This is a genomic window from Leisingera sp. ANG59, assembly GCF_013317235.1.
GTDB lineage: Bacteria > Pseudomonadota > Alphaproteobacteria > Rhodobacterales > Rhodobacteraceae > Leisingera.
Genome location: NZ_WLCM01000032.1, coordinates 20,691 through 44,746, shown reverse-complemented (window position 1 = coordinate 44,746; position 24,056 = coordinate 20,691). Strand labels below are relative to the sequence as shown.

Sequence of the window (24,056 nt, the reverse complement as noted above, 5' to 3'; positions counted from 1 at the left end):
CGGCCGAAAGGACTGGTTTCTGGAATTCCCTGCTGTATGGCTTAATCTGATTGGCGGCTAACTGCTTGGGAACCGGAATGAAAAGACTGCGCAATCCCCGCACCGGCGTCGAACAGGGCGATGTTACCGTCTTCTCGGATTTCGAGGAGGGCGGCGAGATGTGGACCGGCTCCGGCCCGCGGGTGCGGCGCAAGCCGGTCACTTTCGGCGAGGCCTATGCCAGCCCGCCGGCGGTGCATGTGTCGGTGTCGCTTTGGGATATGGACACCTCTGCCCCGGTCCGGGCAGAGCTGGTGGCGGAAAACATCACCTGCCAGGGCTTCGACATCGTCTTCCGCACCTGGGCCGACAGCCGCGCCGCCCGCCTGCGTGCGTCCTGGCTGGCGATCGGCGAGCTGCCCCATGCCGACGACTGGGACGTCGATTAAACCTCCGCAGTGATGGACCCGGCCCGCAGCAGCTTTTGAAACTTCGGGCACTCCAGGTGGCTGGGCGCCGGGCAGTCCGCCACATGGCGCAGCGCGTCCTTCAGAACAGTCAGCTCGCGGATCTGCGCCTCCAGAGCGTCGGCGCGGGCGTGCAACTGGTCCCGCGGCAGATCGGGCTGGCCGTCCTTGCCGAACATGCCGGCAATCTCCTGCAGCGAAAACCCCGCCGCCTTGCCCAACGTGATCAGCGACAGCTGCAGCAGGGTTTCCGGCCCGAACTGCCGCCGCAGCCCCTTGCGCCCGGCTGAGGTGATCAGCCCGATCTCCTCATAGTACCGCAGCGCCGAAGGCGCCACGCCGGAACGTTCCGCAATTTCGCCGATATCCAGAAGTTTCATCCTTGACCTCAAGCTCGCTTGAATTGGCAGGCTGCCAGCCTTGAACGGATAGAACAAGGAAAATTCCCGATGACGACTGACAATAGGAGCCTCTGGCGGCAGCCGCAGGCGCTGGCGCTGTTGATGGCGGCCAGCCTCACGGTGATGGCCAATGCCACCATCAGCCCGGCGCTGGCCGGGCTGGAGCAGGAATTTGCAGATGTGCCGGACGCGGGCTTCCTGGTGCGCCTCCTGGTCACCGCACCCTCGCTCGGGGTGATGCTGACCGCGCCGCTGGCGGGCTGGCTGACCGACCGCAGCGGGCGGCGGCGGGTGCTGCTGGCGGGCCTCTGGCTGTTCCTGCTGTGCGGCACCGCGGGGTTTTACCTGCCCGGCCTGCAGCTGATGCTTGCCAGCCGCTTTGGCCTCGGCATCGCAGTCGGCCTGATCATGACCGCGCAGACCGCGCTGATCGGCGACTATTTCGCCGGCGCCCGGCGCCTGGCGCTGACCGGGCTGCAGATTTCGGCGCGCAACTTCGGCGGGCTGCTGTTCATCGGCACCGCCGGGCTGGCCGCCACCCTGTCGCCGCGGCTGCCGTTCCTGATCTACGGTCTGGCCGTCCTGTGCCTTTACACCGTCTGGCGCCACGCCCCCGAACCCCGGCGCAGCGGCAGCGGGGCAGGGCAGGCAGAAGCACGGGGCCACCCGGCGTGGCTGCCGCTGGTCATTGCCGTCTCGGCCTTGCAGATGCTGACCAATGGCCTCTTCTTCATGATGCCGACCCAGCTGCCTTTCTTCTTTGCCGCCCAGGGCCTCAACAGCGCGCTGATGACGGGTGCCGGGCTGGGGCTGCTGTCGCTCTGCGGCGGCTTTGCCGCGCTGTGCTACGGGCGGCTCAAATCCAGGCTGCCGCACGCCGCTATCTTTGCCCTCGGCTATGGAGCCTTGGCGCTGGGGTTCACAGTGCTGGCACAGCAGGGCAGCGCCGCCCTGTCGCTGGCGGGGGCCATGGCTGTCGGCACCGGCTATGCCACGGTCTCCCCTGGGTTTGTCGCCATAGCCCTGGCGCTGACCCCGTCCGCGCGCCGCGGCACCGCCGGCGCCATCCTCACCGCCTCGGTGTTCTGCGGCCAGTTCCTGTCGCCTTTCTTCACCACCCCGGCCATTGAGCGCTGGGGCTATGGCGGGGCCTTCGGAATGGCTGCGGCAGCTGTCGCGCTGATGGCATTGGCGGCCCTTGCCGCTGCGCTCTTGCCGGCCCGCCGCCGCGCCAGCGCCTGAAAGGAAAAAGCCCCGCACACAGGCGGGGCTTTGATCATTTCCATCTAACAGCCGCTTCAGCCGCCGTTGGAGTACAGGCTCTCGTAGATCGGCACCAGCGTCTTGTCCTCGAACAGTGACGACACCGAGGTGCCGTGCCAGATGTTCAGGATCGCCTGGGTGAACAGCGGCGCGGTGGGCACGATGCGGATGTTGGGCGCGTTCTTCACCGCCTCGGTCGGCTGGATCGAGTCGGTCAGCACCAGCGATTTCATCACCGAGTTGGTCACGCGCTCCACCGCCGGGCCGCTCATCACGCCGTGGGTGATATAGGCGTGCACTTCCTTGGCGCCGTTGTCCAAGAGCACCTGGGCCGCCTTGCACAGGGTGCCGGCGGTGTCGCACATGTCGTCGACGATCAGGCAGATCTTGTCCTTCACATCGCCGATCACGGTCATTTCCGCCACTTCACCCGGCTTCTCGCGGCGCTTGTCGACGATCGACAGCGGCGCGTTGATGCGCTTGGCCAGCTCGCGGGCACGGGCCACGCCGCCAACGTCCGGAGAGACCACCATCAGTTCGCCCATCCGGTCCTTGAACTGGTCCTTCACGTCCAGCGCAAAGATCGGGCTGGCATAGAGGTTGTCCACCGGAATGTCGAAGAAGCCCTGGATCTGGGCCGCGTGCAGGTCCATGGTCAGCACCCGCTCGATGCCGGCGCCGGTCAGCATGTTGGCGACCAGCTTGGCCGAAATCGGCGTGCGCGCCTTGGTGCGGCGGTCCTGGCGGGCATAGCCGAAATAGGGGATCACCGCGGTAATGCGCTGGGCCGAGGAACGGCGCAGGGCGTCGGCGATGATCAGCAGTTCCATCAAGTTGTCATTAGCCGGGTTCGAGGTCGGCTGGATGATGAACATGTCCTCGCCGCGGACGTTCTCATAGACTTCGACGAAGATCTCGCCGTCATTGAACCGCTCGACGCGGGCATCCACCAGCCCCTGGTCGACACCGCGGTGCATGCTCATGCGGCGGGTGATGGCTTGGGCAAGAGGAAGGTTGGCGTTCCCAGCAATCAGCTTGGGTTCGTTCAAGGTCGGCATTGGCTGTTATCCCCAGGCAGCAATGGCAATGTGTCAGATTCGTGATATTGAACCCCGCTTATCATGCACTTACCCTCGCGCATAGTTCTAAGCAGGAGAAACAGCTTTTGGTGGCATCCCGGCACCCCCTCTCAACCCCTTGCTATTCTTTCCTGCCTGCGGGGCGGGCATGAGCAGCGCGCCGCAGGTGTTCACCCGCTGCTTCGGCCATGGCCCGCGCCCGGTGCTGGCAGTGCATTGCTCGCTGGCCCATTCCGGCGCCTGGCGCGGGGTGGCAGAGCAGATGGCAGAGGAGATCACCCTCACCGCCTTCGACATGCTCAGCCATGGCCGCAGCCCGGACTGGGACGGGCAGGGCAATTACCAGCTGTTGAACAAGCAGGCGGGGCTTTCGCTGCTGACGGACCCGGTGGACCTCGTCGGCCACTCCTTCGGCGCCACGGTGGCGCTGCGGATGGCGATGGCCCGCCCGGACCTGGTGCGCAGCCTCATCCTGATCGAGCCGGTGCTGTTCGCCGCCGCGCAGGACGAGGACCCCGCTGCCTTTGCCGCACTTGAGGACGCCAGCCAGCCGGCTGAGGCCGCATGGGAAGCGGGCGACTGCGAGCGGACCACCCGGCTGTTCAACCGCATGTGGGGCACAGGAGAGCCCAAATGGCCGGACCTGCCGGTCCCCGCCCGCGCCGCGATGGTGCGCGCGATGCCGGTGGTGATGGCCAGCCGCGCGGTTCTGCATGAGGACGCCAACGGCACCCTGGCCCCGGGCGCGCTGGATCCGGTCACCATGCCGGTTCAGATCCTGACCGGCGCGGACAGCCCGCCCGTCATCCCCGCCATCGCCCGCAGCCTCTGCCGCCGCCTGGCCGCTGCCGCGCACACCGCGGTTCCGGGCGCGGGCCACATGCTGCCAATAACCCACCCGGTGGAAACCGCCGCGCTGCTGCGCCGTTTCTGGCCGCGGCTCTGACCCTTTGCGCTGCCGTCCCGGGCAGGGCAGGATAGGGGAATACCGGCCCGCATGGAGGAGACGGCACAGATGGCATCGAAAAAGGACCTGCTGAAAACCCTCCTCAAAGGGCTGGAAACCGGCGACCCGGCCTCCGCCGCCGTCGTCAACGAGGACAAGTACATCCAGCACAACCCGCAGACCCACGAGGGCAGCGAAGGGCTGGCGGTGCTGTTTGCCCGCCTCGCCAAGACCTCCCCCCGGGTCACCTTCAAACGGGTGTTCGAGGATGGCGATTTCGCTTTTGCCCATATCGAATACGATTTCTCCTCCCTGCGCGCGGCTTTCGAAGTGTTCCGCTTCGAGGACGGGCAGGCGGTGGAGCACTGGGACAACATCCAGCCCTTGCGCGGCCCCAACCCGTCAGGGCGGGGGATGCAGGACGGCTTCACCGATATCACGGACTTGGATAGGACCGAAGACAACCGAGCCCTCGCGCGCAGCTATACTGAGAATGTATTGATCCAGCGGCAGCTGGACCAGCTGCCGGAATACATCAGCGCGGACCTCATCCAGCACAACCCGGACCTGGCCGACGGCTTGCCCGCCCTGCGCGAAGCCCTCACTGCCACGCAGAACGGCACGCCCGCGATCCAATACCAGCACCTCCACCGGGTGCTGGCAGAGGGCAATTTTGTCCTCTGCGCCTGCGAGGGGCAGCGGGGCGGCACCCACACCAGTTTCTACGATCTCTACCGCATCGAGGACGGCAGGATCGCCGAGCACTGGGACACCATTGAGGCCATCCCCCCGCGCAGCGAGTGGAAGAACGACAACGGCAAATTCTAAGGCCGGCCCGTCCTCACCAGGGTTTCGCGCCCTGCTTGGCCCAGACGTCCAGGAAATTGCCGTGGTTCGGCATCTTCACCGCGGGCAAGGTCTCCGCCGTCATCGCGGTCTGTGCATCAATCACCCCGTTGCGCTCCAGGATATAGGCCGCCAGCGCGTAAGCCTCGTCATCGCTCAGCGACTTCGGCGCCTCCAGCGGCATCGCCCGGCGGATGTAGTCAAACAGCGTGGTGGCATAGGGCCAGTAGCTGCCCGCGGGCTTGGCCCAGACATCATTGGGGCCAACCGGCGGCATCACCGGGCCTTCGCTGCCGGTCTTGCCGTGGCAGCTGGCGCATTTCGCGGCATAGATCTCCGCCCCTTGTGCCGCGGTGCCGCTGCCCCCGGGCAGGCCGGCGCCGTCGGGTTTTACATAGGTGGCGTAAAACGGAATATCCGCGGCCTCCAGCGGCTGCCCCAGCCCCGGCCCTTCGGCGCGGGCGGCAGCGGCGGTCAGCAGCAGGGCGGCGGCGGTGAGCTTAAAGATAGACATTCTGAACCGCTCCTTCTGCCGTGACCTGCCAGGGCTGGATGGCGTTGTAATGCAGGAAGTTCGAGGCGTGATAGCGCGCCTTCCAGTCGGCGCGCGCAGGCTGCACCGCTCCGGTCTCGTCCGTTGCGCGGCTCATCAGCACCAAGGGCGATCCGTCCCAGTGCCAGGGCAGGCTGAAGCGGGTCAGCGCCTGCGGCAGCACCGGCTCGGCCAGCGCCGCCTCGGCCCAGCTCTGACCGCCATCCGCCGACACCTCGACCTTGGCCACCTTGCCCGCCCCGGACCAGGCCAGCCCGGAAATCTCGTAAAACCCCGGCCCGCTCATCGTCATGGTGGCGGAGGGATGGGTGATGAACGATTTCACCCCCATCGCAAAGGTGAACTGGACCGAGGAGCCGTCGGCCAGGATCTCGGTGTATTCCCCCGATTCATCCTTGGTATGCACCGGCGCCTCCGTCACCCACAGGCTGGTCAGCCACTTGATGTTCATGTTGCCCTCGAACCCGGGCAGCAGCAGCCGCATCGGATAGCCTTGCTCGGGCCGGATCCGCTCGCCGTTCTGGTACAGCGCCAGCATGCCGTCCTGCATGATCTTCTCCATCGGGATCGAGCGCGCCAGGCTCGGCCCGTCGGCCCCCGCGGCCACCACCCATTTGCCCTCGGGCTGCACCCCGGCTTCCTCCATCAGCACGCGCATAGGGATGCCGCTCCACTCGGTGTTCGACACCAGCCCATGCAGCATGTCGCAGCCCGCCTGCATCGGCTCCGGCATCACCGCGTTGAACAGGCTGTTGCCGGCGCATTCCAGGAAATGGGTGGCGGTGACCATCGGATAACGCTCCAGCGCCTCCAGACCGAACTGCAGCGGGCGCTCCACCAGCCCGTGGATCATCAGCCGGTGGCGGGCCGGGTCAATGTCGGGCCGGCCGCCGTGGTGCACCTCGTAATGCAGCCCGTTCGGGGTGATGGTGCCGCGCAGGCGCTGGTGCGGTGTGCCCGACAGGCTGAAGGCCGGCGCCACATCCTGCCAGGGCTCGATGATGGCACGCTGCACCGCAGATTCTGCCGCTGCAGGCGTGCCATAGCCGCGTGCCCGCGCGCCTGCGGCTTTGGTCCATTCCGGGATTTCCGCCTCTGCCCGCGCCGCGCGCGGCTGCAGCAGTCCGGCGGCCGTCCCCGCAGCGGCTGAGGCCAGCAGCATCCGGCGGCTCAGCAGCCCGCCGCCCGCGGCATACTCCAGCGCCGCGCCGTCAATGTCGGATCGTGTCATGAATGTCCCCTCCCTCGCTGGCAAATGCTGCTCGCACAGGGCCCCAGGACGCGGGTCTTGCCACCCGCTGATGCAGCAATCCTATCATAAAACCGGCCGCAGCAGCAGGGGGCTGCCCTCCAGGGACGGCAGACAGCCTTTGGAATATCCGCCTCAACCGCTAAACTCTGCTACAGGTCATGAATGACAGGAGGCTCCCATGCCCGGACTGGATTTCTGGTATTCGATCGGCAGCACCTACAGCTACCTCACCGTGATGCGGATCGGCGATGCGGCGGCACAGGCTGGTATTCCGGTCCGCTGGCGCCCCTTCAACGTGCGCCACGTGATGACGGTGCAGAACAACATCCCGTTTAAGGACAAGCCGGAAAAGACCGCCTACATGTGGCGCGACATCGAACGCCGGGCGCAGCGCTACGGCTTCCATGTGCGGCTGCCCGCGCCTTATCCGCTGCCGGAACTGGTGCTGGCCAATCAGGTGGCGGCGCTGGGCGCGGCGGAAGGCTGGGGCGAGGCCTATACCCAGGCCGCCTACCGCTGCTGGTTCGAGGCCGGCCAGCCCGCGGGCGAAGACCCGAACCTCTCCGCCAGCCTGCAGGCCGCGGGCCAGGACCCGGCCCGGGTGCTGGCGGAGGCGGTGTCGGACAAGACCGTGAAGATGCTCGCGGATGCCACGGAAGAGGCGATGGCGCTGGGCATCTTCGGCGCCCCCAGCTTTGCCGTCGCAGGAGAGATCTTCTGGGGCGACGACCGGCTGGAGGACGCCCTCCTTTGGGCGCAGGGTAAGCGCTAGCCGGCCGCCCCGCGAGGTCTCAGAGCAGCGACAGGAATGTCCGGATATCTTCCTCCGGCACCGACCAGTCGCAGACGAAGCGTGCGGTGACCAGCTCATGCTCTGGCCCCTGCAGCAGCCCGTCCCACAGGTGGTAGATGGCGCCAGCCGCGAACAATTCCTGATGCTTGCCGCGGGGCAGGGCGGCAAAGATCATGTTGGCCTGGGCGGGATGGGTGAAATGGGCGCCCGCCGCCTTCAGCCCTTCGGCCAGCAGCGCGGTTTTTGCATTGGCGGCGCGGGCGTTGTCCAGCCACAGATCATCAGTCAGATAGGCCAGCATCTGCGCCGACAGGTAGCGGTGCTTGGAAAACAGATGCGCGCCGCGCTTGCGCCGGTACTCGAACTCCTGCGCATGGCGCGGGTCAAAGAAGATCACCGCTTCCACCCCCATGCAGCCGTTCTTGGTGCCGCCGAACGACACCGCGTCAACGCCCGCCTTCCAGGTCATCTCGGCCGGCGTGCAGCCCAGCGACACCAGCGCATTGGTGAACCGCGCGCCGTCCATATGCACCGGCAGCCCGTATTCCTTGGCCGCACCGCAGACCGCTTGCAGCTCCTGCAGGCTGTAGACGGTGCCGAACTCCGTCACCTGGGTCAGCGACACCGGCCCCCGCTGCGGCCCGTGCACACCGCGGGTTTCCTCGCCCTCGATGGCCGCGCGCAGCCCTTCGGAGGTCATCTTGTCGGCCTCCGTCACCAGCGTCAGCTTGGCGCCGCCCGAGTAGAACTCCGGCGCGTTGCATTCATCCATGTTGATATGGGCAGGCCTGGTGCAGAACACCGTCTGCCATGGCTGTGCCAGTGTCGACAGCGCCAGCACATTGGCCGCGGTGCCGGTGGCCACCAGGTAGACTGCCGCTTCCGGCGCCTCGAAAATCTCCCGGATCCGCTCCGTCACCTCCGCCATTTCGGCATCAGAACCATAGCCCATCGCATAGCCCTGGTTGGCCCGCGCCAGCGCGTCGAGGATCTGCTGCGGCACCGGGCCGGAGTTGTCGGAAGCGAAATGCATCAGCGGATTCCCTTGGTCTGCCAGAGTGATTGCCTAGCAGTAGGCAGTTCCGCCGACGATGCCAAGCCGCGCTCAGAACATCCGCGCAAACAGCAGCCCCAGCCCGAGGCCGGCAATGGTCCCGACTGTGGCCCAAATCGTCAGCTGCTTGCCCAGATGGTACTGGTGCCAGGCCTTGATTTCACCGGCCTGCTTGCTGCTCAGGCCCAGGGTCGAAAGGAACTCCCTGGTTTTGTAGGCTTCTCTTGCGCTGAAATAGGTGCCGTGCTCGAATGGCATCTGCCGCCCTCCTCATGGGAAACCTGTGTGGATTCCCTCATCATGGCGGCGGGGCTGCATGCTTTGCAATCTTAAATTGTATTTCTGTTTAACAGTCCTGCGACAGACCGGCACCGCAGTCTCTCCGGCGCAGCAGGCTCAGCCGGTCGGCTCTTCGATGATGTGGTCTTCCCACTCGTCCTCGGCAATCTCGAACTCCGACACCGTCCATCCGCGCACCGACACGCCGGCCTCATGCACGCTTTCGGGCGTGCCGGTCAGCAGCGGGTGCCATTCCGGCAGCGGCTTGCCCTGCCACAGCAGCCGGTAGGCGCAGGTCTGCGGCATCCAGTAGGCGTGGGTGTCCAGGTTGTCCGGCTTCAGCACGATGCACTCGGGGATGAACTGGTGGCGGATCGGGTACTGGGCGCAGCGGCAGGTGCTGTCATCCAGCAGGCGGCAGGCGACCCGGGTCAGCGCGACCTCGCCGGTGTCCTCATCCTCCAGCTTGTTCAGGCAGCATTTGCCGCAGCCGTCGCACAGCGCTTCCCATTCCTTCTGGCTCATCTTGTCCAGCGGCTTCTTCTCCCAGAAGCGCTCGCCCAGGCCGGAGCGGTCAATGACGTCTTTTGCAGGTTTCATAGCGCCGCCAGCATTTCCCGCGCCTCGGCGCAATCCGCATCCATCTGCGCGATCAGCGCCTCCAGCCCGTCGAATTTCAGCTCCGGCCGCAGGAAGGCCACCAGCCCCACCGACAAAGTCGCGCCGTACAGGTCGCCGGAGAAATCGAACAGGTAGGTCTCGATATTCGGGACCACGCCGCCGAACATCGGCCTGACCCCGATCGAGGCGGCCCCGAAATAGCTGCCCGCATGCGGCCCGTCCAGCACGTCGACCAGCACCGCATAAACGCCGAACCGCGGCTGGTGCAGACCCTCGATCGACATGTTGGCCGTCGGGAAGCCCAGCTCCCGCCCGCGCTGCTCGCCGCCGATCACCACGCCTTCGATCCGGTGCCAGTGGCCCAGCATCTCCTTGGCGTCCGCCGGGCGGCCTTCGCTCAGCGCGTTGCGGATCGCGGTGGAGGACACCGCGTGCTCGGAATATTCCATCAAAGGCGCAATGGTGACGCCAAAGCCGTACTGCGCGCCGAACCGCTTCAGGTCTTCGGCATTGCCTGCGCGGCCCTTGCCGAAACAGAAATCGGCACCCACCACCACATGCGCCAGCCCCAGCCCTTCGGAGATCACGTCGCGGGCGAACTCCTCCGGCGTCAGGCTCGACAGCGCGGTGTTGAAGTTCAGCTCATAGAGCCGCTCCACCCCCAGCTTCTCCAGCCGGTGGGCGCGGGTCTCGGCGCGCATCAGCCGGAACGGCGGGCTGTCCGGCGCAAAATACTCGCGCGGGTGCGGCTCAAACGTCATCACCCCCAGCGGCGCGTCCGGTGCCGCCTTGCGGGCCAGCTCGATCACCGACTGATGGCCCAGATGCACGCCGTCAAAGTTGCCGATGGCGACGGTGGCGCCCCGGTCCTGCACTTCGACGAATTCATAATCTCTGACGATACGCATGGCGCATCCGTACCCGCACCGCGGCGGCGGTTCAAGCGGCCAGTGGCGGAGGAGGGTGGAAGCACACCCGCCCCAGCCCGGAATCAAGCCGCAGGCGCCGGGCGAGCGCCTGCCCGCCCCATCGGGCTGGCGCTTTCGAGAGGGCAGTGCTCCCTCGTTAACTCGTACGGAAGGTGCAGGGACAAACTGCCCCGCACAAGCGTTGCAGCGCCACCCCGCGGGCAGGCGCCCGCCCTCAGTATCAGGCCTGCCAGAAAGGTGTTGCGTCCCCGCCGTACGCCCCTTTCACGCAATCCTCATGCCCCTCTGCAATACTTCCTAAAGATCGCGATCCCCCGCCATGGCTCCGCGCATGGGCCATGATACGAGGCGCAGGCATCTGTGAGGCTGCCTGCGCGACACCCCGGAGACCGGCCCTGATAAAAAGGGGGTCGTCCAAGCGAGCTTGTCCGAGCAGGCCCCCGGCGGGGTCTGTCCACCTCCACCCGGCGGCGCCGCCCCCTTAATCGGGCTTCAGCGCAACACCCGAACGGAACGAACGGAACAACAGGCACGGCAAGCAAAAGCCGCCAAGGGCAAAGGCCCCCGGCGGCTGAAACTGCTGCATGCAGAAAATTCAGTCGAACTTGCGCGACGGGGCCATCACCATGGCTTCACCCACCAGAACCTTCTTGCCATCCACGATGCAGCGGCAGTCCAGCTTGACCCGGCGCTTGTCGATCACGATGTCGGTCACCTCGACCTCCGCCAGCACCAGATCGCCCGGGCGCACCGGCGCCAGGAACTTCAGCGACTGGCTCATGTAGATGGTGCCGTGGCCCGGCAGCTGCTCGCCAATGACGGCCGAGATCAGCCCTGCGGTCAGCATCCCGTGCGCGATCCGGCCCTCGAAAATGGTGTCCTGGGCATAATCGTCATCCAGATGCACCGGATTGCGGTCGGTCGACACCTGGGCGAACTTTTCGATGTCCTCATCGGTGATGACTTTGCGCAGGTAACGCACCATGCCCATCTCGATGTCTTCGATGCAGATGGTTCCGCGCGGCATGTTGTCCAACATTTCATCCTCCGTTCGCCGGCCCTGAACGCATCATTTGACCGTTTGGCGTTGTAACTTTTGCGCGCCACCGTGGCCGCTTGCGCAACTTTATTACTTTGCAGTTGCAGAAAATCAAGACATTTCTGACAAAAGAAAACCCCGCCCGGTGCGGGCAGGGTTGCAAGGCCGGGGCAGCCAGCGGGGGTGCCGGGTGCCGGATTTACCGCAGGAAGCCAATGGCATAGGTCGGCGCGGACTGCTCCTGCGCCAGATAGGCCGCCAGCGCGTCCGGGTCCGGCTGGACTGATGTCTTTGTCTCTCTGGCCGCAAGCCCGCCGGTGATGAACAGGGAATCGATGCCTTCGCCCATGGCGCCGGCAATATCCGTATGCGGCCCGTCGCCGATCGCCAGGATCTCGGAATCGGCGATCCCCGGGGCCACCTCCTGCAGCCGCAGCCGGGCCAGGTCATAGATCGGCGGATGCGGCTTGCCGAAATACAGGCTCTCGCCGCCTATCTCAGTATACAGCCGCGCCAGCGCGCCCGCGCACCACTCGCGCGTCTCGCCGCGGTCGACGATGATGTCCGGGTTGGCGCACAACAGCTTCATGCCCATCTGCTTGGCATAGAGGAAATCGGCCCGGTTCACCTCCGGATCGGCCTGCGGATCGAACGGGCCGCAGCAGACGATGCCCTCGGCTTCTTTCAGCGGCACCCTGGTGATCTCCACCGGGTTGTGAATCACATGCAGCGGCTCGAAAAAGCCCGCGTCGCGCTCCCACTCGCCCATGAAATAGACCTTGTTGCCGACCGCGCCGGTGAACATCGCCGCCCGCGCGGAATCGCCGGAGGTGGAGATGGTGTCATAGGCGTCCGCCGGCACGTTGAACTGCCCCAGCTGCGCCGCCACACCGGCGCGCGGTTTCGGCGAATTGGTCACCAGCACCACGGTGCCGCCTGCCTCGCGGTAGGCCTGCAGCGCCGCCACCGCATCGGGAAAGGCGGTGATGCCGTTGTGGACGCAGCCCCACAGGTCCACGAACAGCGCCTTGTAGCGGCTGGAGACTTCGGAAAGGGAGGTGATGATCTGGGTCATGGCCGGGCCTTCGCGCGTAGGGTCGTTGCGGCCAGCTATGGCAGAGAGTGCGGCGGAAGGCCAGCCGCCGGCCGCGGCACTTTCACTGCCGGAACCGCAGCCGTTCCGTTCAGCCACCGTTAAAAAGCAGCATCAGCCCCGCAGATTTTCAAAAAATTAACCCGGGTGATTTTGTCTTTCCAAAAACAACCTAATGGTGATTTTATCATGTTCCGCAGTTTGCCCCTGTTCCGCACGATGCCCCTGAAACGCCGGCTGATGCTGTCCGGCGTTATCGCTATGTCTTCGGTTCTGATCCTGGCCACGGTGTCGCTCTTCAGCCTGTGGCAGAGCGAGCTGAACCTGGAGCGCCAGATCAATGTGACCCAGGCCGTCCGGCATGAACTGACGGCGGACATGGCCCACAGCAAGGTGGAGGCCGCGGTGGTGTCAGCGGTGGTTCTGGGCCAGGACGGGGCGGAGGACCGCAAGGCACAGCTGCAGGCCGCTATGGAGGCGGAGGCTCAGGAGTTCCGCTCCGAGATGGAGGCGCTGCAGGCGCTGGAGCTGCCGGAGCATATCCGCAACATGGTGGCCTCGCTGCTGCCGCTGGTCGACGGGTTCAACAACACCGGCGCAGAGGTGGTGGCGCTCGCCTTTACCGACACGGCGGAGGCTGTCGACGCGCTGCCGGCCTTCCAGTCCTACTCCGGAAACATCTCCGCAAAGCTGTCCAAGCTGGGCAAGGCGATCAAGGTGTCTGCAGCCGAAACGGCGGCATCCGCGCGCCAGCAAGACCAGAACCTGCTCTATCTGGTGCTGGGTATTTCGGCGGTTGCGACGGTCATCATGCTGCACAACTCCCGCAAGGTGACGCTGACCATCACCCGGCCGATCGAGCGGATGCGGGCTGCCCTGCGGGAGGTGGCAGAGGGGGATTTCAGCCTCAGGGTCGCCGACCGGATGCGGGCCGATGATTTCGGCGATATCGCCAAGGACATCGACGCGGTCTCGGGCCGCGTGGTGAAGGCGCTGGAGGAGCAGAACAAGCTGCGCGAGGAGGGGGAAGCGGTAATCGAACGGCTGCGCCAGGCACTGCAGCGGCTGGCGGCGGGCGATTTCAGCGATCAGATCTCCGAACAATTCGGTGCCGATTACGATCCGTTGCGGGTGAATTACAATGAAACCGTCGACAAGCTGAACCAGCTTCTGTCCCAGGTGGTGCAGGCCGGCGGCCGGCTGAACAGCCAGGCGGACGGCATCCGCACCGCGGCAGAGGACCTGTCGGCGCGCACCGAAAGCCAGGCGGCGACGCTGGAGCAGACCGCCGCGGCGCTGGAGCAGATGACCGCCAGCGTCAATTCCTCGGCACAGAACGCGCAGGAGGTGCAGGGCGCGGTTGAGGCCGCCCGTGCTGACGTGGAGCGCAGCGGCGAGGTGGTCGAGGGCGCGATTGCGGCGATGAACGAGATCGAAACCTCCTCTAATCAGATCAGCCAGATCATCGGGGTGATTGACGACATCGCCTTCCAGACCAACCTGCTGGCGCTGAACGCCGGGGTGGAGGCCGCCCGCGCGGGCGAGGTCGGCCGCGGCTTTGCGGTGGTCGCCTCCGAGGTGCGGGCGCTGGCGCAGCGCTCCTCGGATGCGGCGATGGAGATCAAGACCCTGATCCGCGCCAGCTCCGGCCATGTGCAGGACGGCGTGCACAAGGTGGATGGCGCCGGCAAGGCGCTGCAGACCGTGGTCAGCCAGGTCGGCCGCATCACCGAACTGGTGGCCGGCATCTCCCGGCAGTCGGCAGAGCAGGCGCAGGGGCTGAACGAGATCAACACCGGTGTCGCCCAGCTGGACTCGGTGACCCAGCAGAACGCTTCCATGGTGGAGGAAACCGGCTCTGCCATCCGCGCGATGAGCGGCGAAACCGTGGAGCTGAACCGGATGGTCGGCCAGTTCGTGCTGCTGGACAGCAGCCAGGCGGCGGCGCCGTTTCAGGAGGTTGCATTCCCGGCGGCGCCTGCGGTGCCGGAGCCGCCTAAGGAGACACCGCTGAAGGCGGAGGCAGAATATGCGGACGCCATGGCCGCAGCTTTGGAGGAGGACCGCTGGGTGGATTTCAAAGGTGAAGACGAAACCCCGGCCGGCCCAGCAGGCGGTCCCGAAACCCGCTCTGCCTGAGCCACAGTATTCAGGCGCCCCGGCAGCCCGTTGCGCTGCTGGGTCTTTCCTGTTTGCAACTGCCGGTATAGTTTTCAGTCGGAATAAGCTTCTTTAGGCGCCGGATGCAATTTATCGAAACATCCTTCATGGGGCTGAGGTCCGCCCGCCATGTTTTCAAAAGCCCTGCACACCCGGCAGCAGTGACCCTGTTCCCGATGCTGCATATCGGCGAAGCCGGGTTCTATGACGCGGTCTACCGCGACGCGCTGGACCACGATGTTCTCTTGTTCGAGGGTGTGAAGTCGCCTGTGGTGCAGCATCTGACCAGCTCTTACCGCTGGCTGCACGGCAACCGGTTGGGACTGGTGACGCAGCCCAAGCTGCCGGCCGGAGCGGGCCGGGCGGAGCGCATCCACGCCGATGTCACCCAGGCGGAGTTCGAGGCGGCCTGGAAGACGCTGCCGCTTGCGCACCGTGCGCTCTATTTTGCCTATGCGCCATGGATCGGGCTGCGCCGCCGCTGTTTCGCCACCCGGGAAGGCCTGTCGCGCGGCCGCAATGTGGATGACCTCCGCACGCGCGAAAGCAGCCTGTCCTGGGACACCGAAGAAGCTCTGCTGCGCGGCGTGCTGCTGCATCAGCGCGACACGCGCCTCTGCGAAACGCTGGCAGGCGTGCTGGACCGGAACGAACCGCAGTCCATCGCCATTCTCTATGGTGCAGCGCATATGCCTGCGGTGGCGCGGATGCTGGCGGATTACGCCGGTTTCCGTCCGGCGGGCAGCGAATGGATGACGGTGTTCGGCCTGGACTAGGCGCGCGCCAAAAGGCAACCGCAACGAAAAAGGCGCCCCGCGGGGCGCCTTTTGTCCGTTGAACTGGCCTGTTTGCCTGATGGCTGCGGTCAGACCTTGAGGTTCGGAATGATCTGCTTCTTGCGGGACATGATGCCCGGCAGCACCACGGTGTCGCCGGCCGCATCTGCACCGAAGGACTTGCTGGCGACGGTCTTCACCAGGTCGTTCGGCACCAGCAGGGTGGCTTCCTCGTTCAGGATGTCGACCACGAACAGCAGCACCTGATCGACGCCGTCCTCGGCTGCAACAGAGGTCATCGACTCCATCAGCGAGGCCTTGCGGTCCAGCACCACGCCCGGCGCGGTGGTTTCCAGCACGGAGACGCGGAACTTGGTGCCGTCGACTTCGTATTCCTTGGAGTCCATGCGGATCAGCTCCGCATCGGAGAAGGAGGAGACATCGGATTTGGCGGCAAACATCTCCGCCGCGTAGTCGGCGATATTGATGCCCAGGTCGGCGGCCAGCTTCTCGGCCACGGCCTTGTCATGGGCGGTGGTGGTGGGGGAGCGGAACTCCAGCGTGTCGGACAGGATGCAGGTCAGCGCCGCGCCCTTGACGGCTTCCGGCATTTTGGCGGCATCATCGCCCATCAGGTCGTGCATGATGGTGGCGGTGCAGGCCAGCGGGCGGATGGTGATGTCGATCGGGCCTTTGGTTTCCAGGCCGCCAACCAGCTTGTGGTGGTCGATGATCGCCTGCACGTCGGCGCCGTTGATGTTGGCTGGCAGCTCTGCCGGGTTGTTGGTGTCGACGATGACAACCGCCGCATCATCAGCCACGTCGGCGATGATTTCCGGCTTCTCCAGGCCCCAGCGCTGCAGCATGAAGGCGGCTTCGGTGTTCGGCTCGCCCAGCAGTTTCGGGGCCGCGGCCACGCCTTTCACCTCGTTCAGGTACCAGGCCCAGACAATCGGGGAGCCGGTGGAATCGGTGTCGGGGGATTTATGGCCGAAAACTTGGATGGTCATGGGGCTGTCCTGTTCATGCATAAGGTCGGAAATGCGGGATTTGCGCGCCTTATAGGGCTGGCGCGCAGGCTTGTCACCCCGCAGCTGCTGCAATGCGGCGTTGTGTTCGGGGCGGGGCTTAGAACGGCGCGCGTTCCAGCAAGTAGCCCGCTTGCTGCAGCAGGTTCAGCACGCCGTTTTCGCCGGGCAAGTGCAGGGCGCCGGCAGCGGCCACGATCAGATCGCCATCAGCCGCATCGATCACCGGGATCCAGGCGCGGTTGCGGTTGTCCAGCATCGCTTCCATCGACTCCTGCCAGATCCGGCGGGTTTCCTCCGCCGGCAGCGCATCGGATTGCAGGAAGTCGCGTTCATAGATGGTGAAATAGGTCAGAGCCTGCTCGTCGAAATAGCTTTCGATCATGGTGAAAATGGCGTCCTGTTCGCCGCCCAGAAGGGTCAAATAGGCGCGCAGTTGGCGGACCTGCTCCTCCAGTGGCTCGCTGTTGAACACCTCAAACAGGGTCATCGGGCTTTCCAGCGCCCGGGTTTCGGTGCCCGCCTCATCGGCGGCCTGTTCCAGCCGCTTATCCAAGCCGTTGGTGCTCTCCGGCGAGGTGCGCAGGCAGGGCGGCACCGCCATCGAGACGGCCAGGAACCAGGGCCGCATCTTGGCGGCCATCCAGGGCGCGACGCCATTGGCGCGGGCCTTGGCGGCCAGGTCTTCCCATTCGGCGGGCTCCAGGCGGTCGATCAGGCTGGGGCCCTCGGTGATGAGGGTCAGCGAGGGATCGCTGCCGATAGCGGCCATCAACTCGGCCTCCTCGCGTTTGGTGCCTTCCAGCAGCAGCACGTCAGCCTCGGCAATCAGCGGCGTCAGCGCGGCGGTCACCGCGTCCAGCCGCGGGTCATTGATGTGCATGGTGCCGATCACATGCACGCTGCGGCTGCCGCGGCGGGCGATCCAGTGGTTGCCCTCGGCAAAGGGTGTGGCGGCGACCCGGGTCTCAACGGCGGCCCGTTCGCTGGCGCTTAGCGCCAGCCGCTGGTCGGTGCCGGTGCAGGCAGCCCAGAGCGACGCAGGCAGCAGCAGGAAGGTAAAAGCGAGAAGGAAACGCATGAAGAAAAGTCCTGAAACGTGAATTGAATGGCAGGTTTGCCGCAGCCTACCACGGGGCGCGGCTGAGGCTGAAGCCCCTGGCCTGAAGAAGGTTCAGCAGCCCGTTTCTGCCCGGCAGATGGGCCGCGCCGACAGCGACCACGAAACGCTCCTGGCGGGCGGCGCCGATCACCTTCATCCAGCGGATGTTGCGCTGGTCCAGCAGGCGGCTGTTGTACTGGGCCCACAACCGCTTGGTTTCGGCATGGGAGAAGCTGCTGTACTGGGCGCTGACCCAGGGGGCGAGCACGAAGGAGGTCCAGACGCTCTGGTCGAAATAGGCTTCAACCGGGGTGGCGTCCTCGGGCTTGCCGGACTGGATCAGCTGCAGTTCAAGCTCCAGCATCCGGGCCTGATCCCGCAGCGGCAGGCCGGAAATGGCGGCCAGCGCCTGTTCCGGTGTTTCCAGAGCGCCGAGCGGGATCCGCTTGCGGCGGGCGAAATCGGAGATCCGGTCGTCCAGCCCGCGGCGCAGGCCGAAGCCATAGGGGCGGCAGCCGCTTTGCACCACGAACATCGAGATCGCCCAGGGCTGCATCCGGTTCATGGTTTCCAGGCTGGCGCCGGTGACCTGGGTGGTCAGCTTGAAGTGCTGCCAGGCCTCCGGCGTCAGCAGGTGGCGCAGCTCGCGCCCCTGCGGCAGCAAAAAGCTGCGCGCCATCGCGGGCGGCATCCGGTCCAGCCGCTCCATGTCCTGGTCCGAGGTTTCCAGATAGATCGCCTGCGCTGAGAGCAGCGCCGGGCGCAGGGTGCGCATCACCTTGGCCATGCGGGCATCGCCGCCGTGCATGGTGCCGATCACATGAATGGTGCGGCGGCCCTTGGTCGCAACCCAGTGGTTGCCCTGGGAGTACGGGGTGGCGGCCATTTCGCGGTCAAGCTGCGCCTGGGTTCCGGGCGGCAGGTGGTCGCGGTAGTCGATGCCGCGGCAGGCGGCAAAACCGGCGGTGGCCTGCAGCATCAGCGCAAGTGCCAGTGCAATCCGTTTCATCATGCGCCCTTTCCCCGGGGTCCGGAACTCTTGGCCTGAACTTAAGACCCTAGGGCGGGGCAGGGGTGCCGGCAATGCAGAACCCTGCGTTGCCCAGTAAAACCCGGGCCGCGGATTGCCATCGTTGCGGCTTCCTGCCAGTCATGGGGCATGGAACGCGAGGATCAGCTGTATGCGCCGGTGAAGGCGCTGCTGGAAGGCCAGGGCTATGCCGTCAAGGGCGAGGTGGGCGCTGCCGATGTGGTGGCGGTGCGCGGCGCGGAGCCGCCGGTGATTGTCGAGCTGAAGCTGAAGTTTTCGCTGTCGCTGTTCCACCAGGCGATCGCGCGGCTGGCCATTACCGAACATGTCTATATCGCGGTGCCGCGCCCCGGCGGGCGGCAGGCGCGGCGGATGATGAAGGACAATCTGGCGATGTGCCGGCGGCTGGGCCTGGGGCTGATCACGGTGCTGGCGGACGGCCGGGCCGAGGTGCATTGCGACCCGGGGCCCTATGCGCCGCGCAAATCGAAGAAGAAGCAGGCGCGGCTTCTGCGCGAGTTTCAGGCCTTGCGCGGCGATCCCAACGCGGGCGGCGCCACCCGGCACGGCATTGTCACCGCCTACCGCCAGGACGCGCTGGCCTGCGCCGCGCATCTGGCCGGGGCGGGCGCCTGCAAAGGAGCAGAGGTGGCCAAGGCCACCGGAGTTGCGCGGGCCACCCAGCTGATGGCCAAGAACCACTATGGCTGGTTCGAGCGGGTGGAGACCGGGATTTACCAGCTGACAGACGCGGGCCGCGACGGGCTGGTGCATTGGGCAGAGAGCTGGGAAGGAAAATGACGCAGCGGGTTTGTGCTGTTTCTAGCTAATGCGTGAACTTGCATACTTCGCTTATTTGTCAAGAAACTTGCATTCATAGGGTTAGCTCAGTTCACGCGAGTTGCATTTTTTCCCTGTTGAGCACGTGGCCCTGTCAGCCGATGACTGCCCCAGCTTTGCACAAGGGGAGAGAGCAATGGCAGATCAGGACATCGACCGGCTTCAGGACCGCTTGCGGGCGCAGCGGGTCTCTTTCGACAAGATCCCGGTGATCGACATCAGCGCGCTGAACACGGGCGGCAGCCTGTTTGAGGTGGCCAAGGACATCCGCTGGGCGCTGATCAACGCCGGCTTCTTCTATGTGAAGAACCACGGGGTGCCGGAGGCGGTTGTGAACGGTGCCTTTGATGAGACCCGCCGGTTCTTCGACCTGCCGCTGCAGGACAAGATGGACCTGCATATCTCCAAGTCCGGGCTTGCCCTGCGCGGCTATATCGAGATTTTCGGCGAAAACACCGACCCCGCGAAGACCAAGGACCTGAAGGAGTGCTTCGATATCGGGCCGGAGTGCCCTGTTGGCGAAGACCCCTTCTTTGGCCCCAACCTGTGGCCCGCGGCGCGGCCGGAATTTGAACGCGCGGTCTATGGTTATCATCAGGAGATGAAGGGCCTGGCGCAGCGGCTGATGCGGGCGATTGCGGTCAGCCTGGAGCTGGAGGCGGATTTCTTTGCGCCGCGGATGCAGAACCCGATCACCATCCAGCGGCTGCTGCATTACCCGCCGCAAGAGGGCCGGATCGACGAGAGCGTGATGGGAATCGGCGCGCATACGGATTACGGCAGCCTGACCATTCTGGCGCAGGACGATGTGGGCGGCTTGCAGGTGATGAACCGCGACGGCCAATGGGTCGAGGGGCCGCCGATTGCCGGCACATTCGTGATCAATATCGGCGATCTGATCCAGCGGCTGACTAATGACCTGTACCTGGCCAACTTGCACCGGGTGGTGAATGCCTCGGGCCGGGAACGCTATTCGATCCCGTTCTTCATCGACGCCGACGCGGACGCGGTGTTCCGGCCGCTGGACAGCTGCGTCAGTGCCGAAAACCCGGCGCGCTATGAACCGGTGGCCTGCGGCGCGCATAAATTCGGCCGCTTCAGGGACAGCTTTCCGCACCTGAAAAACAAGGCTGCATAAGGGAGTGAACCCGCGGCAACCAGAGGGCGCTCCGGCGCCCTCATTTTTTTGCTGATTCCGTGTTGACAACATGCGGGGGCATTCCTAGCTTCCCCTCGTTAGCACTCAGCCCGGTTGAGTGATAACGGCCCCGCCGGGGAGGCGGAGGTCCAACTGATAACAACCTTTGAGCCTTTTTAAGGAGCTGCAAAGATGGCATTGAAACCGCTTCATGACCGCGTGCTGGTGCGCCGCACCGAAAGCGAAGAGAAAACCGCGGGCGGCCTGATCATCCCCGATTCCGCCAAGGAAAAGCCGAGCGAAGGCGTTGTGGTTGCATGCGGCGCAGGCGCCCGCAAGGACAGCGGCGAGCTGATCGAGATGGCCGTGTCCGCTGGCGACCGCATCATGTTCGGCAAATGGTCCGGCACCGAGATCACCGTCGACGGTGAAGAGCTGCTGATGATGAAGGAAAGCGACATCATGGGCATCATCGAGTAAGCCCTCCGGCTGCTCTGGTCCCTGATCGCTGAAACACACAGAATTTCTCTAGGAGAGTGAAAAATGGCTGCTAAGGACGTCAAATTCGACACCGATGCCCGCAACCGCATGCTGAAAGGCGTCAACATTCTGGCCGACGCCGTGAAAGTGACCCTGGGCCCGAAAGGCCGCAACGTGGTTCTGGACAAATCCTTCGGCGCACCGCGCATTACCAAGGACGGCGTGTCCGTGGCGAAGGAAATCGAACTGGAAGACAAGTTCGAGAACATGGGCGCCCAGATGGTGAAGGAAGTTGCTTCCCGCACCAACGACGAAGCCGGTGACGGCACCACCACCGCAACCGTTCTGGCCCAGGCGATCGTCAAGGAAGGCCTGAAGCAGGTTGCAGCCGGCCTGAACCCGATGGACCTGAAGCGCGGCATCGACCTGGCAACCGCCAAAGTCGTGCAGGGCATCAAGGACATGGCCCGCGAAGTGAAAGACTCCGACGAGGTTGCGCAGGTTGGCACCATCTCCGCCAACGGCGAAGCTGAAATCGGCCGCCAGATCGCTGACGCGATGCAGAAAGTCGGCAACGAAGGCGTCATCACCGTCGAAGAGAACAAGGGCATGGAAACCGAGACCGACGTGGTCGAGGGCATGCAGTTCGACCGCGGCTACCTGTCGCCCTATTTCGTCACCAACCCCGACAAGATGGTCGCGGATCTGGAAGACTGCATGATCCTGCTGCACGAGAAGAAACTGTCTTCGCTGCAGCCGATGGTTCCGCTGCTGGAGCAGGTGATCCAGTCGCAGAAGCCGCTGCTGATCATTGCTGAGGACGTCGAAGGCGAAGCGCTGGCAACCCTGGTTGTCAACAAGCTGCGCGGCGGCCTGAAAATCGCAGCCGTCAAGGCACCGGGCTTCGGCGACCGCCGCAAGGCCATGCTGCAGGACATCGCGATCCTGACCGGCGGCCAGGTGATCTCCGAGGATCTGGGCATGAAGCTCGAGTCCGTCACCATGGACATGCTGGGCACTGCCAAGAAAATCTCCATCACCAAAGACGAAACCACCATCGTCGACGGCGCTGGCGAGAAGGCCGAGATCGAAGCACGTGTTGCCCAGATCCGCACCCAGATCGAAGAGACCACCTCTGACTACGACCGCGAGAAGCTGCAGGAACGCGTTGCCAAACTGGCAGGCGGCGTGGCGGTGATCCGCGTCGGCGGCATGACCGAAGTGGAAGTGAAAGAGCGCAAGGACCGTGTGGACGATGCGCTGAACGCCACCCGCGCAGCCGTGCAGGAAGGCGTGATCGTCGGCGGCGGTGTGGCCCTGGTGCAGGCCGGCAAGGCGCTGGCAGGCCTGGAAGGCGCCAACGCCGACCAGAACGCCGGCATCAACATCGTCCGCAAGGCCATCGAAGCGCCGCTGCGCCAGATCGCCGAGAACGCAGGCGTCGACGGTGCCGTGGTGGCCGGCAAGATCCGCGAATCCGCGGACAACCACTTCGGCTACAACGCGCAGACCGGTGAATATGGCGACATGTTCTCCTTCGGCGTGATCGACCCGGCGAAAGTGACCCGCACCGCGCTGGAAGACGCGGCATCGGTTGCTGGCCTGCTGATCACCACCGAAGCCATGGTGGCCGACAAGCCCGCCAAAGAAGGCGCGGCAGGCGGCGGCATGCCCGACATGGGCGGCATGGGCGGCATGGGCGGCATGATGTAATCACAAATCCCTTAGGGATTTGGGATGCGGCGACAGGCGATTGGCCGTTAAGGCCAATCTGCCGGAAGCCCACCGCTGATGACTGCAAGATTTGGGGCTGCCTCAGGGCGGCCCCTTTTTGTTTCTGCGGGTAATGAAGGCCCGCCTTGCGGGCCCGCCTGCGGCGCGAGTATTTGTGCAAAGGTGAAAGAGCGGGGCGCTGGTTTTCCTGCCTCTTTTCGGTCTCGAAGCAACGATTAAAGTCGCCGCCATGGTCAAAGCAGTTTTCATTCAGTCTTCGCATTCGGGTTATGACGATCAGCCTGGCAAAGCTTACCATTTTCCGAAGAAACACTATCTGAGCCGGGTTAAGCAAACCGTCGGAGACTGGGTCATATTTTATGAGGGACGGCGCGGCGGCGGCAAAGGCTACCATTCCGTTCAGCGCGTGCTTCAGGTTCAGGATGATCCTAAAGATCCTGCATTGGCGTATGCGCTGCTGGATACAGCCAGCGAGTTGTCGTTCGAGAATTTTGTGCCCAGATGGGTGGAGGGGCAGGGGCCGTATGAAACCGGGTTGCCCAGGTCACGCGGCAGCAACACCAGCGCGGTCCGGCTGATCTCCGACGCGGATTTTGCGCGTATTATCAACGCCGGTCTGGCGGCGCGCGAAGAGCCGAATGCCATTCCGCGAACCGGAGATTTCACCGCAGAGCCCGGTTTTGCCGAGGCGCAGGCCGTCTTTGAACCTCAGGATCAGGTTCGCGAGATGCTGCTGTCCCAGCGGGCCTTCCGGGACCGCAGTTTTGCGAGGCAGGTCAAACATGCATATGGCGGCCGATGTTCAATGTCGGGGCTAGAGCTGCGCAATGGCGGCGGGCGACCGGAGGTAGAGGCCGCGCATATCGTTCCTGTCTCTGAACGTGGTCCGGATACAGTGCGTAATGGTCTTGCCCTGTCGGGAACCGTGCATTGGATGTTCGATCGAGGACTTTTGTCGATCAGCGATGATAATGAAGTGCTGGTCGCGAAAAAGGCGGTTGATGAGGCGACAATAGATCGTTTGCTGCTGCCGGACCGGCGTTTGATCGAGCCTGTTAACCCGGCTTTCAAGCCGCACAGGTAATATCTCCGCTGGCACCGGGAAAACGTATTCAAGGGCTAAAGCGCATTGCCGCAGATAGATATCCTGTTGAACATCAACGGCTGAAACGAA

Annotated in this window: 25 protein-coding genes; 12 read left to right on the top strand and 13 right to left on the bottom strand. The window is 64.8% G+C overall.

Annotated elements, in window-relative coordinates:
- The first annotated feature begins 77 nt into the window (after window positions 1-77).
- Window positions 78-428 carry an H-type lectin domain-containing protein gene (locus tag GKC28_RS20315; RefSeq protein WP_174148825.1) on the top strand — a complete coding sequence of 117 codons (351 nt, stop codon included), beginning with the start codon at window positions 78-80 and terminating at the stop codon, window positions 426-428.
- Here the strand turns inward: GKC28_RS20315 and GKC28_RS20310 are convergent.
- Window positions 425-826 carry a helix-turn-helix domain-containing protein gene (locus GKC28_RS20310; protein ID WP_174148824.1) on the bottom strand — a complete coding sequence of 134 codons (402 nt, stop codon included), beginning with the start codon at window positions 824-826 and terminating at the stop codon, window positions 425-427. The two genes, GKC28_RS20315 and GKC28_RS20310, sit on opposite strands and share 4 nt — an antisense overlap.
- Window positions 827-895: 69 nt before the next feature.
- On the opposite strand from GKC28_RS20310, the gene GKC28_RS20305 reads away from it, so the two are divergent.
- The gene (locus tag GKC28_RS20305; RefSeq protein ID WP_174148823.1) at window positions 896-2,089 is read left to right on the top strand and encodes an MFS transporter; all 1,194 of its coding nucleotides are present in this window, start codon (window positions 896-898) and stop codon (window positions 2,087-2,089) included.
- 56 nt (window positions 2,090-2,145) lie between these two features.
- Here GKC28_RS20305 and GKC28_RS20300 read toward each other — a convergent pair whose 3' ends face one another.
- Window positions 2,146-3,168: a ribose-phosphate pyrophosphokinase gene (locus tag GKC28_RS20300; protein ID WP_174148822.1), complete on the bottom strand. Its 1,023-nt coding sequence runs from the start codon at window positions 3,166-3,168 to the stop codon at window positions 2,146-2,148.
- A gap of 169 nt (window positions 3,169-3,337) precedes the next feature.
- Here GKC28_RS20300 and GKC28_RS20295 point away from each other — a divergent pair, with 169 nt between their 5' ends.
- Together GKC28_RS20295 and GKC28_RS20290 are read left to right on the top strand one after the other, a co-directional pair.
- Window positions 3,338-4,135: an alpha/beta fold hydrolase gene (locus GKC28_RS20295; protein WP_174148821.1), complete on the top strand. Its 798-nt coding sequence runs from the start codon at window positions 3,338-3,340 to the stop codon at window positions 4,133-4,135.
- Between the two features lie 69 nt (window positions 4,136-4,204).
- A complete protein-coding gene (locus tag GKC28_RS20290) occupies window positions 4,205-4,963 on the top strand; it encodes a nuclear transport factor 2 family protein (protein WP_174148820.1) in 759 nt (252 codons plus the stop codon).
- A gap of 13 nt (window positions 4,964-4,976) precedes the next feature.
- Here the strand turns inward: GKC28_RS20290 and GKC28_RS20285 are convergent, their stop codons facing one another.
- Window positions 4,977-5,495 (bottom strand): c-type cytochrome, encoded by a 519-nt coding sequence (locus tag GKC28_RS20285; RefSeq protein ID WP_174148819.1) that lies wholly within the window; start codon window positions 5,493-5,495, stop codon window positions 4,977-4,979.
- Complete coding sequence (gene soxC / locus GKC28_RS20280) at window positions 5,482-6,765, bottom strand: sulfite dehydrogenase (protein WP_174148818.1); 1,284 nt, start codon at window positions 6,763-6,765, stop codon at window positions 5,482-5,484. The genes GKC28_RS20285 and soxC overlap by 14 nt, the downstream gene beginning before the upstream one ends.
- 199 nt (window positions 6,766-6,964) lie before the next feature.
- Here soxC and GKC28_RS20275 point away from each other — a divergent pair, with 199 nt between their 5' ends.
- Window positions 6,965-7,558: a 2-hydroxychromene-2-carboxylate isomerase gene (locus tag GKC28_RS20275; protein WP_174148817.1), complete on the top strand. Its 594-nt coding sequence runs from the start codon at window positions 6,965-6,967 to the stop codon at window positions 7,556-7,558.
- 19 nt (window positions 7,559-7,577) lie between these two features.
- On the opposite strand, the gene GKC28_RS20270 is transcribed toward GKC28_RS20275, so the two are convergent.
- From GKC28_RS20270 to GKC28_RS20245, 6 genes are all read right to left on the bottom strand, one after another.
- Window positions 7,578-8,612 carry a low specificity L-threonine aldolase gene (locus GKC28_RS20270; protein ID WP_174148816.1) on the bottom strand — a complete coding sequence of 345 codons (1,035 nt, stop codon included), beginning with the start codon at window positions 8,610-8,612 and terminating at the stop codon, window positions 7,578-7,580.
- Window positions 8,613-8,684: 72 nt separating this feature from the next.
- Window positions 8,685-8,891 (bottom strand): hypothetical protein, encoded by a 207-nt coding sequence (locus tag GKC28_RS20265; RefSeq protein WP_174148815.1) that lies wholly within the window; start codon window positions 8,889-8,891, stop codon window positions 8,685-8,687.
- Window positions 8,892-9,029: 138 nt separating this feature from the next.
- Window positions 9,030-9,512, bottom strand: coding sequence for a YcgN family cysteine cluster protein (locus tag GKC28_RS20260; protein ID WP_174148814.1), 483 nt, complete (start codon window positions 9,510-9,512; stop codon window positions 9,030-9,032).
- The gene (locus GKC28_RS20255; RefSeq protein WP_174148813.1) at window positions 9,509-10,441 is read right to left on the bottom strand and encodes a bifunctional riboflavin kinase/FAD synthetase; all 933 of its coding nucleotides are present in this window, start codon (window positions 10,439-10,441) and stop codon (window positions 9,509-9,511) included. Before GKC28_RS20255 ends, GKC28_RS20260 begins: the two co-directional genes overlap by 4 nt.
- Before the next feature lie 616 nt (window positions 10,442-11,057).
- Window positions 11,058-11,501 (bottom strand): MaoC family dehydratase, encoded by a 444-nt coding sequence (locus GKC28_RS20250; RefSeq protein ID WP_019298602.1) that lies wholly within the window; start codon window positions 11,499-11,501, stop codon window positions 11,058-11,060.
- 199 nt (window positions 11,502-11,700) lie between these two features.
- Entirely contained in the window at window positions 11,701-12,576 is an 876-nt protein-coding gene (locus tag GKC28_RS20245; protein WP_174148812.1) for a TIGR01459 family HAD-type hydrolase, read from the bottom strand.
- 207 nt (window positions 12,577-12,783) lie between these two features.
- Between GKC28_RS20245 and GKC28_RS20240 the strand changes: the two genes are divergently transcribed.
- Together GKC28_RS20240 and GKC28_RS20235 are read left to right on the top strand one after the other, a co-directional pair.
- The gene (locus GKC28_RS20240) at window positions 12,784-14,733 is read left to right on the top strand and encodes a methyl-accepting chemotaxis protein (RefSeq protein ID WP_174148811.1); all 1,950 of its coding nucleotides are present in this window, start codon (window positions 12,784-12,786) and stop codon (window positions 14,731-14,733) included.
- Window positions 14,734-14,837: 104 nt separating this feature from the next.
- Window positions 14,838-15,530, top strand: coding sequence for a hypothetical protein (locus tag GKC28_RS20235; protein WP_174148810.1), 693 nt, complete (start codon window positions 14,838-14,840; stop codon window positions 15,528-15,530).
- Window positions 15,531-15,619: 89 nt separating this feature from the next.
- On the opposite strand, the gene GKC28_RS20230 is transcribed toward GKC28_RS20235, so the two are convergent.
- The 3 genes from GKC28_RS20230 to GKC28_RS20220 form a co-directional block, all read right to left on the bottom strand.
- Complete coding sequence (locus tag GKC28_RS20230) at window positions 15,620-16,540, bottom strand: manganese-dependent inorganic pyrophosphatase (RefSeq protein ID WP_174148809.1); 921 nt, start codon at window positions 16,538-16,540, stop codon at window positions 15,620-15,622.
- 118 nt (window positions 16,541-16,658) lie between these two features.
- Window positions 16,659-17,639 carry a TraB/GumN family protein gene (locus tag GKC28_RS20225; protein ID WP_174148808.1) on the bottom strand — a complete coding sequence of 327 codons (981 nt, stop codon included), beginning with the start codon at window positions 17,637-17,639 and terminating at the stop codon, window positions 16,659-16,661.
- Window positions 17,640-17,685: 46 nt separating this feature from the next.
- Entirely contained in the window at window positions 17,686-18,672 is a 987-nt protein-coding gene (locus tag GKC28_RS20220; protein WP_254604327.1) for a TraB/GumN family protein, read from the bottom strand.
- A gap of 147 nt (window positions 18,673-18,819) precedes the next feature.
- On the opposite strand from GKC28_RS20220, the gene GKC28_RS20215 reads away from it, so the two are divergent.
- The 5 genes from GKC28_RS20215 (at window position 18,820) to GKC28_RS20195 (ending at window position 23,966) form a co-directional block, all read left to right on the top strand.
- On the top strand, window positions 18,820-19,491 hold the full coding sequence (locus GKC28_RS20215; protein WP_174148807.1) for a DUF2161 domain-containing phosphodiesterase: 672 nt from the start codon (window positions 18,820-18,822) through the stop codon (window positions 19,489-19,491).
- Window positions 19,492-19,666: 175 nt separating this feature from the next.
- On the top strand, window positions 19,667-20,668 hold the full coding sequence (locus GKC28_RS20210) for an isopenicillin N synthase family oxygenase (protein WP_174148806.1): 1,002 nt from the start codon (window positions 19,667-19,669) through the stop codon (window positions 20,666-20,668).
- A gap of 192 nt (window positions 20,669-20,860) precedes the next feature.
- Window positions 20,861-21,148, top strand: a complete 288-nt coding sequence (locus tag GKC28_RS20205; protein ID WP_019298592.1) for a co-chaperone GroES — start codon at window positions 20,861-20,863, stop codon at window positions 21,146-21,148.
- Between the two features lie 63 nt (window positions 21,149-21,211).
- Entirely contained in the window at window positions 21,212-22,861 is a 1,650-nt protein-coding gene (gene groL, locus GKC28_RS20200) for a chaperonin GroEL (RefSeq protein ID WP_174148805.1), read from the top strand.
- A 250-nt stretch (window positions 22,862-23,111) separates the two neighbouring features.
- The gene (locus GKC28_RS20195) at window positions 23,112-23,966 is read left to right on the top strand and encodes an HNH endonuclease (RefSeq protein ID WP_174148804.1); all 855 of its coding nucleotides are present in this window, start codon (window positions 23,112-23,114) and stop codon (window positions 23,964-23,966) included.
- Window positions 23,967-24,056 lie beyond the last annotated feature (90 nt).